The sequence below is a fragment of the Micromonospora sp. HUAS YX12 genome (assembly GCF_040215685.1).
GTDB classification, from domain to species: domain Bacteria; phylum Actinomycetota; class Actinomycetes; order Mycobacteriales; family Micromonosporaceae; genus Micromonospora; species Micromonospora tulbaghiae.
Map to the genome: position 1 here is coordinate 1291239 of NZ_CP157974.1, position 14861 is coordinate 1306099.

A 14861-nucleotide genomic window follows, 5' to 3' on the forward strand; every position below is an offset into this window, starting at 1 on the left:
GCCGCCGAGCACCCGCTCGGCGGCGGCAGTGCGTCTGGGTGATGCCTCGTGCCGGGTACGCCACGACCAGGCGACCCAGCAGCCGAACGCCTGGGCGATGACGGCGGCCAGCAGCAGACCGGTGCCGATCGGGTCAGACATTGCGCACCGACCGCAGCCAGCCGATGAATCGGATGTGCATCTCGGCGGGGTCCGGCGGCTCGGAGTAGAGCCTGGGCGGGGGCCTGATCCATCAGATCGTTCACTTGCCCCTCTGCCAACATTGACGGGCCCACATTGGTGGGGTTACTTGTTCGCGTCACCGCAGTCGGGCCAGCCCGCTCCTACCTTCGAAGTCGTGACCAAGGAGACGGGACCGGGCGAACTTGTCGCGGCCGGTGAGATCTTGAAGATGCTCGGCGTGGGCAGATCGAGATTCCGCGAGATCCGGCGGCATCCCGCATTCCCCGCGCCGTATCAAGAGCTGTCGGTCGGCGCGGTCTGGTTGAAGCGGGACGTCGAGCGGTACATCCGGGAGCACCGGCCGCCCCGACCAACGGATGACGACGAGTAGCCCGACGAGGCATGACCAGTACGTCTCGTGCCTCCTTTCGGCGGGTGAGACGACCACGCCTGTACGGGCCCGGCGAGCTGGCCGCCCTGTTCGGCGTATCGCGTCAGCGGGTCCTCCAGATCACCCGCCGCCCCGGGTTCCCCGAGCCGCTCGCCCGACTGATCGGCATGAACGTCTGGGACGCCGATGAGGTCGACGAGTGGGCCCGCCACAACCGGCCGCCCCCCCCCACCGAGGGCGACGAGCAGGGGTAGTCAGCAACGCCCCGGCTCGCGGTGGCGTTCGCGCATCCGCTGCCGCCGACCGCCGGGTCGCGTAACGTCCGGACCATGCCGAAGTCGCTCTTCTGGGCCCGGACCGACACCGCCGGCTCCGAGCACGTCGTGCTCGACGACGGTCCCGGGCTGACCGCGCAGGGTGTGGCGCTCGCCGTGGATCCGATCCCGTACACGTGCCGGTACCGCCTGACCGTCGGGCCGGACTGGTCGACGAACCGGCTGGAGGTCGAGTCCGAGGGCGCCGGCTGGTCGCGGAGCGTACGCCTGGAGCGGGGCCGGGACGGGTGGCGCGTGCGTACCGGCGAGGAGGGTGACCTGGACGCGGCGCTGAGCGCGGCGGGCCACCCACCGGCGGGCCTGCCGGGCACCGACGACCCGGGCCGGCTGGCCGAGGCGCTCGACGTGGACCTGGGCGGCTCGCCGCTGACGAACACGCTGCCGATCCGCCGGATCGGGCTGGGCCGGCTGCCCGCCGACCTGGCCACAGCGGTGACGGTGGCGTGGGTGCTGCTGCCCGGCCTGGCCGTGGTGCCCGCCGAGCAGGTCTACACCTCGCTGGGCCCGGGCCGGGTCCGGTATTCCAGTGACACGTTCGCCGCCGACCTGGAGGTCGACCCGGACGGTTTCGTGGTGCGCTATCCGGGGCTGGCCGAGCGGGTCGACCCGCGCTGACCGGCCGGGGTCCGGCTCAGGCCGCGGGCCAGGTGCCGTCGGTCAGGAAGCGGTCGATGGTGGCGAGGTGCGGGGCGAGGTCGAGGCCCTGCGCGGCCACCCACTCGTCGGAGTAGTAGGTGTCGCCGTACCGGTCGCCCGGATCGCAGATCAGCGTGACCACCGAGCCGGTACGCCCGGCCGCGCGCATCTGCGCGATCAGCCCGAACGCGCCCCACAGGTTGGTGCCGGTGGAACCGCCCACGCGGCGGCCGAGCACCGCCGAGCCGGCCCGCATCGCGGCGAGCGACGCGGCGTCCGGCACCTGCACCATCCGGTCCACCACGCTGGGCAGGAAGGACGCCTCGACTGTGGGCCGCCCGATGCCCTCGATCCGGGAGCCGCGGCCGGTGCGCACCGACCAGTCGCCGGCCTGCCAGGCGGGGTAGAAGGCGGAGTTCTCCGGGTCCACCACGCAGAGCTTGGTGGGCAGCCGCCGGTACCGCGCGTACCGGCCGATGGTGGCGCTGGTGCCGCCGGTGCCGGCGCCGACCACGATCCAGGCGGGCACCGGGTGCCGTTCCAGCGCGAGCTGGGCGTAGATCGACTCGGCGATGTTGTTGTTGCCCCGCCAGTCGGTGGCCCGCTCGGCGTAGGTGAACTGGTCCATGAACCGGCCGCCGCTGTCCTCGGCGAGCCAGCGCGCCTCCACCACGACCGTGGACGGGTCGTCCACCAGGTGGCAGCGCCCACCCTGGAACTCGATCTGGGCGATCTTCTCCGGTGACGTGGAGGCGGGCATGACCGCGATGAACGGCAGCCCGAGCATCCGGGCGAAGTACGCCTCGGAGACCGCCGTCGAGCCGGACGACGCCTCGACGATCGTGGTGTCCGGGCCGATCCAGCCGTTGCAGAGCCCGTAGAGGAACAGCGAGCGGGCCAGCCGGTGCTTCAGCGAGCCGGTGGGGTGCACCGACTCGTCCTTGAGGTAGAGGTCGATCCCCCACTCGCGGGGCAGCGGGAACGGCAGCAGGTGGGTGTCGGCGGAGCGGTTGGCGTCCGCCTCGACCGTGGCGATCGCCTCGGTCACCCAGCGCCGGCTGGCCTCGTCGCACCGGTCGAAGTGAGTCACGTCGGCAACGTTACAAGCGAGGTGGGCTCGGGTTTTCCCGGACCCGGCGGGCCTGCCGCCGCTGACCGGCCCGTCCGCTGGCCCGGATCACCGGCGTGAGGGCCAGGGCGAGCCGGGGGAAGGCGTCCAGGAGCCGTACCTGGGCGCCGCGCCAGCGCGGCAGGCTGACCACCGGCCGGGGGCGGCGGGCCAGCCGGACCGCGCGCGCGGCCACCCGCTCCGGCGTGAGCAGCGAGCCGGTGAAGGACGCCAGCGCTCCCGGGTCGTCCAGCTTGTCGTGCAGCATCGGCGTCCAGATCCCGTCCGGGCACAGGCACGACACGTGTACGTCCCGGACGCCGGCCATCCGCAGGTCGCTCAACGTGCCGAGGCTGAACGCGAGCAGGGCGTGCTTGCCGGCCGCGTACACCGTCTCGCCGGGCGCGGCGATCAGCCCGGCCAGCGAGACCACGTTGAGCACGTGGCCATGGCCCTGCTCGCGCATCACCGCGACGGCGGCGAGCGTGCCGTTCATCGCGCCGAGCGCGTTCACCTCGACCACGGCGCGGCGGGTCCGGGCGTCGTGCGCCCAGGACGGGCCGGTGACCAGGATGCCCGCGTTGTTCACCCAGAGCCCGAGGCCGCCGGGCGCGGCCGCCGCCTCGGCGGCGACCTCCGCGCAGGCGGACTCGTCGCGTACGTCGAGCGGGCGGGACCAGCCACCCAGCGGCGCGGCGGCGGCCGACACGGCCCCGGCGTCGATGTCGGTGAGCAGCACGGTCCAGCCGTCGGCGTGCAGCGCGGCGGCGAGGGCCCGCCCCAGCCCGCCGGCCGCTCCGGTCACCACTGCGGCACCGCGTCCCGAGCTCGTCATCGGCGCACGGTAACCGCAACCCCCGGCCCGGGGCCAGAGGCGTCAGGCGGTGGGCGGTTCCAGCGGCTGCGGGCGGTTCTCCCACTTGGTCGACAGGGCGATGCTGGTACGGGTGGACGCCACCCCGGCCGTCCGGTTCAGCCGGACGATCAACTGCTCCAGCTCGGCGATCGTGCCGACTCGCGCCTTGAGCAGGAAGGACTCGACACCGGCCATGAAGTAGCAGGACTCGATCTCGGGGATGCGGCGGAACGACTCCAGCACGTCGTCGGTGTCCGCGTCGGAGTCCTCGATGATGCCGATGAGCGCTGTGACGCCGAGCCCGATCGACTCCGGCTCGACCTCGGCCCGGTACGCCCGGATCACGCCGCTGGACTCCAGCTTGCCGACCCGCTCGTGCACGGCCGGGGCGGAGAGGCCGACCTGACGGGCCAGCTCGGCGTACGACAGACGGGCGTTGCCCCGCAACAGCTCCACGAGGCTCAGGTCGATCGTGTCCACGGAGAGTGACCCTATCCGTTCGGCGACGACGGAACACTGTCGGTACCCGTGGATCAACCCTTCACAAACGTACGATCACGGGGGTTCTCCGCCGGTACCATTTCCTAACCTTCCCAGTGTGTGCGTTTTTCGCGTTTGGCGGACACGTCCGGTAGCCGGTGCTGTAATTGCCATACGTCCCTCATGACGGCTCTGGGCTCGCACCGGCCGGGGGCAGTGTGTTCAGCCGGGGGCTTCGTCGACGCGAGGAGGGGGCTGTGGACACTGGAGATCGCCTGCTGACACCGGGTGAGGTCGCTGCGCTGTTTCGGGTGGACCCGAAGACCGTGACCAGATGGGCAGCGGCCGGCCGGATCGGCAGTATCCGGACTCCAGGAGGGCACCGCCGGTTTCGGGAATCCGAGGTGCGGGCCCTGCTCGAGGGGGAGGGCATGCTGGACGAGGCGGAGGACATGGGCAAGGCCCGCAACATGGGCCCGACCGCTTCCACCGGCCCCGGACCGGCGAACGCCGGCATGTACTGAACGTGCGGGCGCGGTCCGGCCGAGGGCCGCGCCCCGCACGTCGGCAACCGGTCAGTCCGGATCCGCCTCCCGGCGACCGGCGGCCAGCTCGCCGGACCACCGCCGGAACAGCGTGTGCTCGACGCCGAGCGCGTCGAGCACCTTCCCGGCGACGAAGTCCACGAGCTGCCCGGCGGACGCCGCCGCCCCGGCGCCGTAGAAGCCCGGACTGGCCGGCAGCACCACCGCGCCGGCGTCGTGCAGCGCGATGAGATGTTCCAGGTGACTACGGGTCACCGGCGTCTCCCGGGGCACCACGACGACCGGGCGGCGTTCCTTGAGGTTCACCTCGGCGGCGCGCTGGAGCAGATCCTTGGACAGCCCGATCGCGATGCCCGCGCACGCGGCGGTACTCGCGGGCACCACCGCCATGCCGCGTACCGGGTAGGAGCCGCTGCTCGGGCCCGCCGCCAGGTCACCGGCGGGCCAGTGCCGCAGGTCCGCGCCGGTGAGGTCGCGGTCGAGCCAGGCGGCCAGGTCCTCGGACCAGTGCGCGTCCCGGAAGGGCCGGCCGGTCTCGTCCAGCACCGTCAGCCGGGCCGCCCGGGAGACGATCAGGTCCACCGCCTGGCCGGCGTCGAGCAGGCCCCGGACGACCGCTGCCGCGTACGGCGTCCCGGACGCGCCGGAGACACCCACCACCCATGGTTCGCGCATGCCCTCAAGCGTGCCTGGTCGTCGCGAAGGGCGGGCGGCGACCCCCGTTCGGTCGGCCTGCCCGGGATGTCCAGAGGGTTCACGGGACTTCCCACGACGTGAAATTCTTCGCTCGGCGATCCACTTCCACGGAGGGGCCGGTGATGACGGCAGCGGTGCTGCGGGCGCTCCGCTCCGACTGCCCCATCCCGCCCCGCCTCTCCCCGTACGCCGACGACGTGCAGGGCTGGCTGGTGGAGCAGGTCGACCGGCTCGGCCTGCCGGCGGACCCGGCCACCCGGCGACGGCTGGCGCGGGCCGGCTTCGCCCGGTACGCCGGACGCCTCTATCCGGACGCCACCGAACCCGACCTGCGGGTGCTGACCGCGTTGTTCACCTGGTTCTTCCTCGTCGACGACGCCTGCGACGGGCGGGACGGGCTGACCCCGCCGCAGATCCGGGCGCTGCGCGACGGCGCGCTCGCGTTGCTGCGCGAGGGTCCGCGCGCCCGTCACCCGGGCTTCTCCGGCCCGCTGCGGCGTCTGCTGGTGCAGGCGTGGCGGGAGCCCCGCCGCCGGATGCCGGCCCGGTGGCGGCTGCGTTTCGCCGACGCGGTCGCCGACCACCTCGACGGGGTGTACCGGGAGGCCACCGCCACCACGTCCGGGGTTCCACCGGGCGTCGCCGAGTACGTGCGGCTGCGCCGGGCCACGTCGGCGGCGTACGTGTCGTACCCGCTGATCGAGTTCGCGTCCGGGCGTCCGCTGCCCGACGCGGTCTACCACCATCCGGCGCTGCGGCGGCTCGCCGGCCTCGCCAACGACCTGCTGTCCTGGTTCAACGACATCGCCTCGCTGGAGCGCGACCAGGCCACCGGCGGCGGGCACAACCTGGTGCTGGCGACGGCCACCGAGCGGGGCGTGCCGGTGCCGGCGGCGGTCGACCTGGTCGCCGGGCACTGGCGTGCCGAGATGGACCGGTTCGCGGCGCTCCTGGCGGCGGCGCCGTCGTTCGGCCCGACGCTCGACGACGCGGTCGCCACCCATCTCGACGGGCTGGCCGCCGCCGTGCGCGGCACCGTCGACTGGACGCTGGAGAGCGCCCGCTACCCGGTCGCCGCGGCGTCCTGAGCGGGTGCGGCCCGGCCACCGGCGCCCCCGGCGTCCCGGCTCAGGGCCGCAGGCCGAGCCGGATCACCAGGTCGAGCAGCGCGAGGACGAACAACGCGATGCCGACGAAACCGTTGGCGGTGAAGAACGCCCGGTTGACCTTGCTCAGGTCGGTGGGGCTGACCACCATGTGCTGGTAGGCGAAGGCGACAGCGGTGAGCGCCAGCCCGATCCACCACAGCCAGCCGAAGCCGACCCAGGCGCCGAACCAGATGAACAGCGCGAACGTCACCACGTGCGCGGCTGTGGAGGCGTGCAGCGCGAAGCGCCGCCCGTACCGGGCGGGGACGCTGTGCACCCCGATCTCCCGGTCCACGTCGGCGTCCTGGCACGCGTAGATCAGGTCGAAGCCGCCGATCCACAGGCCGACCGCGGCGCCGAGCAGCCAGGCCGGGCCGGAGCCGTCGAGCGTGCCGGTGACCGCCAGCCAGGCGCCGACCGGGCCGACCGCCTGGGCCACCCCGAGGATGGCGTGCGGCCAGTTCGTGAACCGCTTGCCGTACGGGTAGACCACGAGCGGCACCACGGCGAGCGGCGCGAGCACCAGGCAGAGCGGGTTGAGCAGGGCGGCGGCGGCCAGGAACACCACGAGCGCGACCGCCGCGCCGGTCCAGGCCGTCCGCACGCTCACCGCGCCGGTGACCAGTTCCCGGTTCGCGGTACGCGGGTTCCGCGCGTCGATCCGCCGGTCGAGGATCCGGTTCGCGGCCATGGCGAACGTCCGCGCACCTACCATCGCCACGGTGATCAGCAGCAGGTCGAGCCAGCGCACCCGGCCGCCGTTGAGCTGCATCGCGGTCAGCGCCGACAGGTACGCGAACGGCAGCGCGAAGACCGAGTGCTCGATGGCGACGAGCTTGAGGAAGGACGAGACCCGGCCGGGCCGTTCCTGAACTGCCGCCGTCATCAGATCCCGTACTCCTTCCAGCGCTTGTCGACGAGCGAGACCACCTCGGGCGCCATGCGCATCTCCTCCGGCCAGCCCCGGGTGTAGCCCTCCTCGGGCAGCTTGCGGGTCGCGTCGACACCCGCCTTGCCGCCCCAGAACTGCTGGTACGAGGCGTGGTCGAGGTGGTCCACCGGCCCCTCGGTGAGCAGCAGGTCGCGGGCGTAGTCGACGTTGCCGAAGGCGCGGAACGCGACCTCGTTGTAGTCGTGCACGTCGCAGTCCTCGTCGACGATCACGATCAGCTTGGTCAGCGACATCATGTGCGCGCCCCAGATCGCGTTCATGACCTTCTGCGCGTGCTTGGGGTAGCGCTTGCGGATCGACACGATCGCACAGTTGTGGAAGACGCCGGCGGCGGGCAGGTCGTAGTCGACGATGTCCGGGATCAGGAAGCGCAGCAGCGGCGCGAAGATCCGCTCGGTGGCCTTGCCGAGGCCGTGGTCCTCCTGCGGCGGCTGGGACGTGACGATCGAGTGGTAGACCGGGTCGCGCTGCATCGTCATGCACTCGATGTGCATGACCGGGAACGGCTCGACCGGCGTGTAGAAGCCGGTGTGGTCGCCGAACGGCCCCTCGGGCAGCCGCTCGCCCGGCTCGATGTAGCCCTCCAGCACGATCTGCGCGTGCGCCGGCACCTGCAACGGGACGGTCAGGCAGTCCACCATCTCGACCCGCTCACCGGCGAGGAACCCGGCGAACAGGTACTCGTCGATGTCGGCTGGTAGCGGCGCGCTGGCCGAGTACGCCACCACCGGGTCCGCGCCGATCGCGATCGCCACCGGCAGCCGCTGGCCGAGCCGCTCGGCGACCGCGTGGTGGGCGGTGGAGTTCTTGTGGATCTGCCAGTGCATGCCGACGGTGTTGTGGCTGTGCTGCTGGAGCCGGTAGAGCCCGAGGTTGCGCTTGCCGGTCTCCGGGTGCTTGGTGTGGGTCAGCCCGAAGTTGTGGAAGATCCCGCCGTCACCGGGCCACACCTGCAACCCGGGCAGCCGGTTCAGGTCGACGTCGTCGCCCCGGTAGACGACCTGCTGGCAGGGGGCGGTCTTGACCTTCTTCGGCGGCATCGACTTGAGCTGCATGACCTTGCCGAGGCCGCCCATCATCCCGGAGAAGCCCTGCGGCAGCTCCGGCTTGAGCATGTCGCCGATCCGCTCACCGATCTCGTCGAGGTGCTCCACCCCGAGCGCCATCGCCATCCGCTTCTCGGTGCCGAACAGGTTGACCGCCACCGGCATCTCGCCCCGGGTGGGGCGCTCGAACAGCAGCGCCGGCCCGCCGGCCCGGACGGTGCGGGTGACGATCTCGCTGATCTCCAGCGTGGGGTCGACCGGGGCGCTCACCCGCCGCAGCTCGCCCGCACGCTCCAGCGCCGCGAGGAAATCCTTCAGATCGGTGTACGGGAACCCACGCGCCATGCTCCCATCCTCCCCCACCCCCCCTGAGGTGCAAGGAAGGGCCCCCTTTTAACGCCTCCGGTAGAGGAAGGGCCCCTTCTTAACATCCGCAGCTCAGGCCGCGGGCGTCCAGGCGTACGCCATCAGCGGCTCGTCGAGCGGCGCGGCGGTGAGCCGGTTCGCGAACGTCGAGATGGTGTAGGTGCCGACGCCGAGCACCACGTCCAGCGCGTGCCGGGGCTGCCACCCGGCGGCGAGCAGCGCGTCCAGGTCGGCGTCGGGGACCGCGCCCCGGTGGTCGAGCACGGCGACGGTGAACCGCCGCAGCGCCTCCAGCCGGGGGTCGGGCAGCGTCGCGCCGGTCCGCAGCGCCTCGATCAGCTCGGGCGCGGCGGCGTGCCGGACCAGCGTCGCGGTGTGCATCGCCACGCAGAGGTGACAGCCGTTGCGGGTGGCGACCGTCAGCACGACCACCTCCCGGGCGACCGGGTCGAGGTCGGTGGCCTCGAACGCGGCGTTCGCCGCGAGGAAGCCCTTGAGCAGCTCGGGCGAGCCGGCCATCAAACCCACGGCGGCGGGCAGGTGACCCAGGGTACGGCGGACCCCGGCCATGACCGGGCGGGCGGCGGCGGGCGCGGTGTCCGGCTCGTACGCGGTGAAGCGGGACATGACGAGACCCCTCTCGTAAGATGGTCAACGTGGTTGTCGAAATAGTAAACGTGGTTGTCGAACATGGCAACGCCTGACCGCCCCGGCTTCGCGCTGCCGCTGCTCCTGCTCGCCGGTTTCCGTACGCTCGTCGACGACCTGCACGCCGAGCTGGCCCGGCAGGGGCACCCCGAGCTGCGCCCGGCCCACGGGTTCGTCCTCCAGGCCGTCGGACCGGCCGGCACCACCGCCTCTGACCTCGGGCAACGCCTCGGCGTCTCCAAGCAGGCCGCGGGCAAGACGGTGGACCGGCTGGTCGCGCTGGGCTACCTGGAACGCGTGGACGACCCGGCCGACGCCCGCCGCAAGCTGGTCCGGATGACCGCGAAGGGCCGCGACGGGCTGCACCGTTCGGCAGTGGTCTTCGACGAGCTACGCGACCGCTGGGCGGCCACGCTCGGCGCGGAGCGGGTCGCCGCCATCGAGGACGACCTGCGCCGGATGGTCCCGGCCGACGTGTTCCGCCTCGACGTCCCGGGCTGGTTCGGCGGATGACTTCGTCACTGACAGCTTCGCCGACGGCGGTTCATCATCGGCGGATGAATGACGCGCACGTGGTGGGTGACCCCGACGGCCTCAGCCCGCTCCAAGCAGAGATCCGCGACGCGGTGGCCCGCGAACTGCACGCCCAGTTCGCGCTGCGGGCGGACCGCCTCGAACTGGCCGATCTGCCGGAGGTGGCCTACCAGGTCACGCGCCGGGTGGACGAGGTGCTGAGCGCACGCCCGGCCACTACACCCCGGCGTACGAGTGCAGACCGGTGAAGAAGAAGTTCACGCCGAACAGGTTCATCATCACGGTCAGGAAGCCCACGTTGGCGATCCAGGTGGCCACGTTGCGCTTCACGCTCGGCGTGGCCCGGGCATGCAGGTAGCCCGCGTACACCACCCAGGAGATGAACGCCCAGGTCTCCTTCGGATCCCAGCCCCAGGCGCGACCCCAGGCCGCCTCGGCCCAGATCGCGCCCGCGATCACCGCGAACGTGAAGATCGGGAACGAGAAGGCGTGCAGCGTGAAGGTCAGCCGCTCCAGCCCGGCCGCCTCCGGAAGGCGGCGGGCCAGGGTGTACGGGAAGCTGCGCCGCCCCTGCTCCCAGCCGTTCCGCATCAGGTACGCGGCGGCGGGCACCACGCCCAGCAGGAAGATGCCCGAGGCGAAGATGATCGTCGAGACGTGGATGATGAACCACCACGACTGGAGCGCCGGCATCAGCGGCTCGACCTGCACGTAGAGCTTCAGCTCGGCGAACGCCAGCAGCAGCACCATGACCAGAGTCAGGAACAGCCCGAGCCGGCGCAGCCCCGGCTGCTTCCAGAGCACCACGAGCCAGGCCGCCACACCGATCCAGGTGCCGGTCAGCACGAACTCGTACATGTTGCCCCAGGGCATCCGGTCGGCGGCCAGGCCCCGGGTGATCACGGCGCCCAGGTGCAGCGCGCCGGCGAGCACGGTGAGCCAGGCGGCGATCCGGCCGGCCAGCACGGCCCGGGCGGCGGTGCGGTCCGGGCGCGGCGACGTGGCCGGGACGACCGGCTCGTCGATCACGCCGCCGGCACCGCCGGCGCCCGCGCCGACCAGTTCCCGGGCCGGGGCGGCCGTGGTCACCTTCCGCGCGTTGCCCAGCGCGAACTCCACGGCGTGGCTGATCATCGCGATCAGGTACGCCAGGATCGCGAACGTGACCAGCTGGTCGGAGAGTGCGGCCATCACTCGTCTCCTTCTCGCGCCCGCCGCGCGTCCGGCGCGTCGCCGCTCACCGCGGCGACGAGCTGCGCGAACTCGTCGGCGAACCCTGGGTGCTCGGTGCGCGGCAGCCCACCGGCCTCCACCAAACTACTACCGCCCGTCGGAGATCCACCCTCGGGGGGCGAAACCCGGAACCAGACCCGGCGCCGCCGGGCGAACAGCGAGCCCATCAGGCCCAGCAGCAGCGTGCCGCTGGCCACCAGCAGCAACGTCTGCCCGGGCGCGTGCCGGACCGCGAGCGTGATGTACGGCTTGCTGCCGACGAACTCCAGCGTGCTGCCGTCGTCCAGGGTCCACTTCTCCCCCGGCCGCAGCAGCTTGGTGCCGATCTCCTTGAGCTTGCCGTCGTCGATCTGCCGCCGGTCCAGCGCGTAGACCGAGCCGGGGATGCCCGCGTCCAGCCCGAGGTTGCCCCGGTACGCGATCAGGTTCACCGCCGGATCTCGTTCCTCGGGCCAGGCGGAGCGGACGGGAGGGCCCTCGTCCGGCACGGTGGGCAGGTAGAACCCGTCGAAGGCGATCTGCTGGTCCGGGGCGCGGGCGCCGGTCTTCGGGTCGACGTTGGCGTCCGGGAAGATCGCCACGCCCTCCTCGGTCGCGTTGGAGTCGCCAGTACGCAGGAACGGCGCCTCACTGGTCTGGCTGCGGCCGTACTTGTCGGTGTACTTCAGCAGCGGCGCGTAGCCGTTGCCGAGCAGGTAGACGTTCGCCGAGCCGAGCCGCAGCGGCGAGTTGACCGAGAAGCCGGCGGTCCGTTCCGCGCCGCCGGGCTCGTCCACCTTCACGGTGGCCCAGTAGCGGGACGCCTGCCCGGACGGCAGGTAGTCGGCCTCGAACTTCTCCAGCGTCAGGCAGAACGGCGGCAGGTCGGAGCTGTCCACGCGCGGGCCGAGCGACGCCTCGGCGTACTGCTGGCGGGTGTTGCAGAACGCGTTGTCCTCGCCCGCGACCAGGATGCGGTTGCCGTGCCATCCGTACCAGGAACCGAGCGCCACCCCGAGCAGGACGGCGACCAGCGACACGTGAAAGAGCAGGTTGCCGGTCTCCTTGAGGTAGCCCTTCTCGGCGGAGACCTCGTCGCCGCGCACGGTGACCCGCCACCGGCGGCGGCGCAGCACCGCCGCGATCGCCTCGGGGTCGGCGGCGGCCGGGGCCTCCAGCACCGCGTGCTGCGGCAGCCGGTCGAACCGCTTCGGCGCGGCCGGTGGCCTCATCCGCAGCGCGCGGACGTGGTCGCGGGCGCGGGGCAGGATGCAGCCGATCAGCGAGGTGAACAGCAGCAGGTAGATCGCGGAGAACCACACCGAGCCGAAGACCTCGAACGCGCCGATCTGGTTCAGCCGGGGCGCGAGGTCCGGGTGGTCGACGAACCACTGGTTGACGCGTTCCGGGTTGACGCCGCGCTGGGGCAGCACCGAGCCGGGGATGGCCGCGACGGCGAGCAGGAACAGCAGGATCAGCGCGGTACGCATGCTGGTGAGCTGCCGCCATGAGTTGCGCAGCAGGGCCAGCACCGGGTTGACCCGCCGCCGGGGCGCCTGCGCGGGTGGGGTCGAGGGCCGGTCGTCGACGGTCGTCATCAGATGCTCACCTCGCCCACGCCCACGTTCGTCTGCAACCAGATCACCACGTTCACCCAGCCGCCGGTGATCAGCGCCAGGCCGATCGCGATCAGCAGCGCGCCGCCGATCCGGGTGACCCAGCGGCTGTTGCGCCGGACGGCGCGGAACACCCCGAGCAGGCGCTGGAAGCCCAGCCCGAAGACGACGAACGGTATCCCCAGCCCGAGGCAGTACGCCACGGCGAGCAGGACGGCGCGGCCGGTCCCGCCCTCGGTGGCCGCCATGCCCAGCACCGCGCCGAGCGTCGGGCCGGTGCAGGGCAGCCAGCTGAGCGCGAAGACCGCGCCGAGCACCGGTGCGCCGAGCAGCCCGGCGGCGGGCAGCCAGCGGATGCGGAACTCCCGCTGCATGCCGGGGATCACACCGAGGTAGCCGAGGCCGAGCACCACCACGAGCGCGCCGATGACGATCTCCAGCGTGCGCTCGTACCGGAAGAAGAGCTTGCCGACGCCGGAGAAGAGGATCGCGGTGGCGACGAACACGACGGTGAAGCCCGCGATGAACAGCAGCGTGCCGGCGAGCACCCGGCCCTTGACGGCGGCGGTGGTCCGCCCCGGGGCCGCCCGCTCGACGACGCTCACGCCGCCTGAGCCGCCCGCGCCGCCGTTGACGGTGACGGTGCCAGCGCCGACGTTAACAAGGGGCCCCTTCTCTACCGGAGGCGTTAAGGGGGGGCCCTTCCTTGCACCCTCCAGGTCGGTGCCGGCCAGGCCGGTCACGTACGACAGGTAGCCAGGCATCAGCGGGAGCACGCACGGCGACAGGAAGCTGACCAGTCCGGCCAGGGCGGCCGCGCCGACCGCGAACAGCAGCGGACCGGACTCGGCGAGCTGGCGGAACGTCTCGCCCATCAGCGGGCGCCGTTCGGCGGCGGCGACTCGGCGGCGATCTCCTCGACGATCGGCCGCAGCTCGTCCCGGGTGACGGCCCGGCGGATCACCACGGCGATCCGGCCCTCGCGGTCGAGCACGACGGTGGCCGGGGTGGTGTTCGGCGGGATGTCGAAGTTGAGCGCCTGCCGGCTGGCCGGGTCGAAGATGCTCGGGTACGTGACCCGGCCCTCCTCGAAGGCGATCGCCTTGTCCTTGCTGTCCTGCACGTTGATGCCGAGGAAGGTCACGCCGGAGCCCTTGGTGGCCTGGTAGGTGGCCTCCAGGTCGTCCGCCTCGGCGCGGCAGGGCGCGCACCAGGAGCCCCAGAAGTTGACCACGACGACCTGGCCGCGGTCGCGGGAGACGTCGTAGCTGCCGCCCGTGAGCAGTTCACCGCTCACCTTCGGCGTCTTGGACCGCTGGTCGGGGGCGCAGGTGACGGTGGAGCCGTCGGCCGCGCACCGGCTCTCCTGGCTGCCGGAGGAACAGCCGACCAGCGCCGTACCGGCGGTCACGGCGGCGAGCAGGGCGGCGGCGAGCCTCCGGGTGAGCATCAGGCCCCCTTGGCCGTCCGGGCGGTCGGCGAGATCGAGACGAGGTGGGCCGCCGGCTCGGAGTACCCGATTCCGACGATCTTGGCGCCGTCGAAGTGGAACGAGGTGAGGCTGGCCAGGCCGCACTGGCGGCGGCGCGGGTCGTGCCAGAGGCGCTTGCGCTCGACGTGCCGGCGCAGCGTCCAGATCGGGAGCTGGTGCGACACGAGCACGGCCTCCCGCCCCTCGGCGGCGACCCGGGCGGCGTGCAGCGCGGCGAACATGCGCTCGGCGATGACCCGGTACGCCTCGCCCCAGGACGGGGTCACCGGGTCGCGCAGCACCCACCAGTTGCGCGGGTCACGGAACGAGCCGTCACCCGGCGAGACCTTCTTGCCCTCGAACCAGTTCGCGCTCTCGATCAGGCGCTCGTCGACGCCGACGGAGAGGCCGAACTGCGCCGCGATCGGCTCGGCGGTCTGCTGGGCGCGCTCCAGCGGACTGGCCACCACGTGCACGACGGTCCGGTCGGCGAGCGCCTGCGCCGCCGCCTTGGCCATCTGCACGCCCAGCTCGGAGAGGCGGAACCCGGGCAGGCGGCCGTAGAGGATGCCGTCCGGGTTGTACACCTCGCCGTGCCGCAGCACGTGCACCACAGTCTTCGCCATGGCTAGGCCCCCTTCGTTCGCGACTGCGGGGCT

The 14861-nt window shown here is 72.4% G+C and carries 19 protein-coding genes; 7 read left to right on the top strand and 12 right to left on the bottom strand.

The genetic code is table 11. The annotated features are described in order from the left end of the window. Positions 1 to 337: 337 nt before the first annotated feature. The 3 genes from ABIH81_RS06415 (at position 338) to ABIH81_RS06425 (ending at position 1503) form a co-directional block, all read left to right on the top strand. Positions 338 to 553, top strand: coding sequence for a hypothetical protein (locus ABIH81_RS06415; protein ID WP_349879461.1), 216 nt, complete (start codon positions 338 to 340; stop codon positions 551 to 553). A gap of 44 nt (positions 554 to 597) precedes the next feature. Then, entirely contained in the window at positions 598 to 807 is a 210-nt protein-coding gene (locus ABIH81_RS06420) for a DNA-binding protein (protein WP_349879462.1), read from the top strand. A gap of 75 nt (positions 808 to 882) precedes the next feature. Further along, positions 883 to 1503 carry a putative glycolipid-binding domain-containing protein gene (locus ABIH81_RS06425; protein ID WP_349879463.1) on the top strand — a complete coding sequence of 207 codons (621 nt, stop codon included), beginning with the start codon at positions 883 to 885 and terminating at the stop codon, positions 1501 to 1503. Between the two features lie 16 nt (positions 1504 to 1519). On the opposite strand, the gene ABIH81_RS06430 is transcribed toward ABIH81_RS06425, so the two are convergent. Genes ABIH81_RS06430 through ABIH81_RS06440 form a run of 3 tightly spaced genes read right to left on the bottom strand, consistent with a single transcriptional unit; the run spans position 1520 to position 3968 of the window. Further along, a complete protein-coding gene (locus ABIH81_RS06430; protein ID WP_349879464.1) occupies positions 1520 to 2614 on the bottom strand; it encodes a PLP-dependent cysteine synthase family protein in 1095 nt (364 codons plus the stop codon). Positions 2615 to 2624: 10 nt separating this feature from the next. After that, positions 2625 to 3467, bottom strand: a complete 843-nt coding sequence (locus tag ABIH81_RS06435; protein ID WP_349879465.1) for an SDR family oxidoreductase — start codon at positions 3465 to 3467, stop codon at positions 2625 to 2627. 42 nt (positions 3468 to 3509) lie between these two features. Next, a complete protein-coding gene (locus tag ABIH81_RS06440; protein WP_018787850.1) occupies positions 3510 to 3968 on the bottom strand; it encodes an Lrp/AsnC family transcriptional regulator in 459 nt (152 codons plus the stop codon). A gap of 257 nt (positions 3969 to 4225) precedes the next feature. On the opposite strand from ABIH81_RS06440, the gene ABIH81_RS06445 reads away from it, so the two are divergent. After that, the gene (locus ABIH81_RS06445; protein ID WP_013473529.1) at positions 4226 to 4492 is read left to right on the top strand and encodes a BldC family transcriptional regulator; all 267 of its coding nucleotides are present in this window, start codon (positions 4226 to 4228) and stop codon (positions 4490 to 4492) included. Between the two features lie 51 nt (positions 4493 to 4543). Here ABIH81_RS06445 and ABIH81_RS06450 read toward each other — a convergent pair whose 3' ends face one another. Further along, entirely contained in the window at positions 4544 to 5188 is a 645-nt protein-coding gene (locus tag ABIH81_RS06450) for a UbiX family flavin prenyltransferase (RefSeq protein ID WP_349879466.1), read from the bottom strand. Between the two features lie 143 nt (positions 5189 to 5331). Between ABIH81_RS06450 and ABIH81_RS06455 the strand changes: the two genes are divergently transcribed. Then, positions 5332 to 6297 (top strand): terpene synthase, encoded by a 966-nt coding sequence (locus ABIH81_RS06455; RefSeq protein ID WP_349879467.1) that lies wholly within the window; start codon positions 5332 to 5334, stop codon positions 6295 to 6297. Positions 6298 to 6337: 40 nt separating this feature from the next. Here ABIH81_RS06455 and mqnP read toward each other — a convergent pair whose 3' ends face one another. From mqnP to ABIH81_RS06470, 3 genes are all read right to left on the bottom strand, one after another. Then, on the bottom strand, positions 6338 to 7243 hold the full coding sequence (gene mqnP, locus ABIH81_RS06460) for a menaquinone biosynthesis prenyltransferase MqnP (RefSeq protein WP_349879468.1): 906 nt from the start codon (positions 7241 to 7243) through the stop codon (positions 6338 to 6340). Continuing rightward, positions 7243 to 8700 carry a menaquinone biosynthesis decarboxylase gene (locus ABIH81_RS06465; protein WP_349879469.1) on the bottom strand — a complete coding sequence of 486 codons (1458 nt, stop codon included), beginning with the start codon at positions 8698 to 8700 and terminating at the stop codon, positions 7243 to 7245. The genes mqnP and ABIH81_RS06465 overlap by 1 nt, the downstream gene beginning before the upstream one ends. Before the next feature lie 93 nt (positions 8701 to 8793). Beyond that, a complete protein-coding gene (locus ABIH81_RS06470) occupies positions 8794 to 9348 on the bottom strand; it encodes a carboxymuconolactone decarboxylase family protein (RefSeq protein ID WP_349879470.1) in 555 nt (184 codons plus the stop codon). Positions 9349 to 9411: 63 nt separating this feature from the next. On the opposite strand from ABIH81_RS06470, the gene ABIH81_RS06475 reads away from it, so the two are divergent. Together ABIH81_RS06475 and ABIH81_RS06480 are read left to right on the top strand one after the other, a co-directional pair. Beyond that, a complete protein-coding gene (locus ABIH81_RS06475) occupies positions 9412 to 9882 on the top strand; it encodes a MarR family winged helix-turn-helix transcriptional regulator (protein WP_349879471.1) in 471 nt (156 codons plus the stop codon). A 44-nt stretch (positions 9883 to 9926) separates the two neighbouring features. Beyond that, positions 9927 to 10151: a hypothetical protein gene (locus ABIH81_RS06480; RefSeq protein ID WP_349879472.1), complete on the top strand. Its 225-nt coding sequence runs from the start codon at positions 9927 to 9929 to the stop codon at positions 10149 to 10151. Here the strand turns inward: ABIH81_RS06480 and ccsB are convergent. From ccsB to ABIH81_RS06505, 5 genes are read right to left on the bottom strand one after another with little or no spacing between them, the layout of a single operon-like run. After that, a complete protein-coding gene (ccsB, locus tag ABIH81_RS06485; protein ID WP_349879473.1) occupies positions 10120 to 11094 on the bottom strand; it encodes a c-type cytochrome biogenesis protein CcsB in 975 nt (324 codons plus the stop codon). The two genes, ABIH81_RS06480 and ccsB, sit on opposite strands and share 32 nt — an antisense overlap. Then, complete coding sequence (locus tag ABIH81_RS06490; RefSeq protein WP_349879474.1) at positions 11094 to 12713, bottom strand: cytochrome c biogenesis protein ResB; 1620 nt, start codon at positions 12711 to 12713, stop codon at positions 11094 to 11096. Before ABIH81_RS06490 ends, ccsB begins: the two co-directional genes overlap by 1 nt. Next, entirely contained in the window at positions 12713 to 13606 is an 894-nt protein-coding gene (locus ABIH81_RS06495) for a cytochrome c biogenesis protein CcdA (protein WP_349879475.1), read from the bottom strand. Before ABIH81_RS06495 ends, ABIH81_RS06490 begins: the two co-directional genes overlap by 1 nt. Then, positions 13606 to 14181, bottom strand: coding sequence for a TlpA disulfide reductase family protein (locus ABIH81_RS06500; protein ID WP_349879476.1), 576 nt, complete (start codon positions 14179 to 14181; stop codon positions 13606 to 13608). Before ABIH81_RS06500 ends, ABIH81_RS06495 begins: the two co-directional genes overlap by 1 nt. Then, positions 14181 to 14828 (bottom strand): histidine phosphatase family protein, encoded by a 648-nt coding sequence (locus ABIH81_RS06505; protein WP_349879477.1) that lies wholly within the window; start codon positions 14826 to 14828, stop codon positions 14181 to 14183. Before ABIH81_RS06505 ends, ABIH81_RS06500 begins: the two co-directional genes overlap by 1 nt. Positions 14829 to 14861: the final 33 nt, after the last annotated feature.

What these genes read in the sequence shown, in the direction of transcription:
- ABIH81_RS06475 (WP_349879471.1), top strand. Translation starts at nt 9,412, where the DNA reads ATGGCAACGCCTGACCGCCCCGGCTTCGCGCTGCCGCTGCTCCTGCTC.
- ABIH81_RS06500 (WP_349879476.1), bottom strand. Translation starts at nt 14,181, where the DNA reads ATGCTCACCCGGAGGCTCGCCGCCGCCCTGCTCGCCGCCGTGACCGCC.
- ABIH81_RS06490 (WP_349879474.1), bottom strand. Translation starts at nt 12,713, where the DNA reads ATGACGACCGTCGACGACCGGCCCTCGACCCCACCCGCGCAGGCGCCC.
- mqnP (WP_349879468.1), bottom strand. Translation starts at nt 7,243, where the DNA reads ATGACGGCGGCAGTTCAGGAACGGCCCGGCCGGGTCTCGTCCTTCCTC.
- ABIH81_RS06455 (WP_349879467.1), top strand. Translation starts at nt 5,332, where the DNA reads ATGACGGCAGCGGTGCTGCGGGCGCTCCGCTCCGACTGCCCCATCCCG.
- ABIH81_RS06470 (WP_349879470.1), bottom strand. Translation starts at nt 9,348, where the DNA reads ATGTCCCGCTTCACCGCGTACGAGCCGGACACCGCGCCCGCCGCCGCC.
- ABIH81_RS06495 (WP_349879475.1), bottom strand. Translation starts at nt 13,606, where the DNA reads ATGGGCGAGACGTTCCGCCAGCTCGCCGAGTCCGGTCCGCTGCTGTTC.
- ABIH81_RS06450 (WP_349879466.1), bottom strand. Translation starts at nt 5,188, where the DNA reads ATGCGCGAACCATGGGTGGTGGGTGTCTCCGGCGCGTCCGGGACGCCG.
- ccsB (WP_349879473.1), bottom strand. Translation starts at nt 11,094, where the DNA reads ATGGCCGCACTCTCCGACCAGCTGGTCACGTTCGCGATCCTGGCGTAC.
- ABIH81_RS06480 (WP_349879472.1), top strand. Translation starts at nt 9,927, where the DNA reads ATGAATGACGCGCACGTGGTGGGTGACCCCGACGGCCTCAGCCCGCTC.
- ABIH81_RS06505 (WP_349879477.1), bottom strand. Translation starts at nt 14,828, where the DNA reads ATGGCGAAGACTGTGGTGCACGTGCTGCGGCACGGCGAGGTGTACAAC.
- ABIH81_RS06435 (WP_349879465.1), bottom strand. Translation starts at nt 3,467, where the DNA reads ATGACGAGCTCGGGACGCGGTGCCGCAGTGGTGACCGGAGCGGCCGGC.
- ABIH81_RS06465 (WP_349879469.1), bottom strand. Translation starts at nt 8,700, where the DNA reads ATGGCGCGTGGGTTCCCGTACACCGATCTGAAGGATTTCCTCGCGGCG.
- ABIH81_RS06425 (WP_349879463.1), top strand. Translation starts at nt 883, where the DNA reads ATGCCGAAGTCGCTCTTCTGGGCCCGGACCGACACCGCCGGCTCCGAG.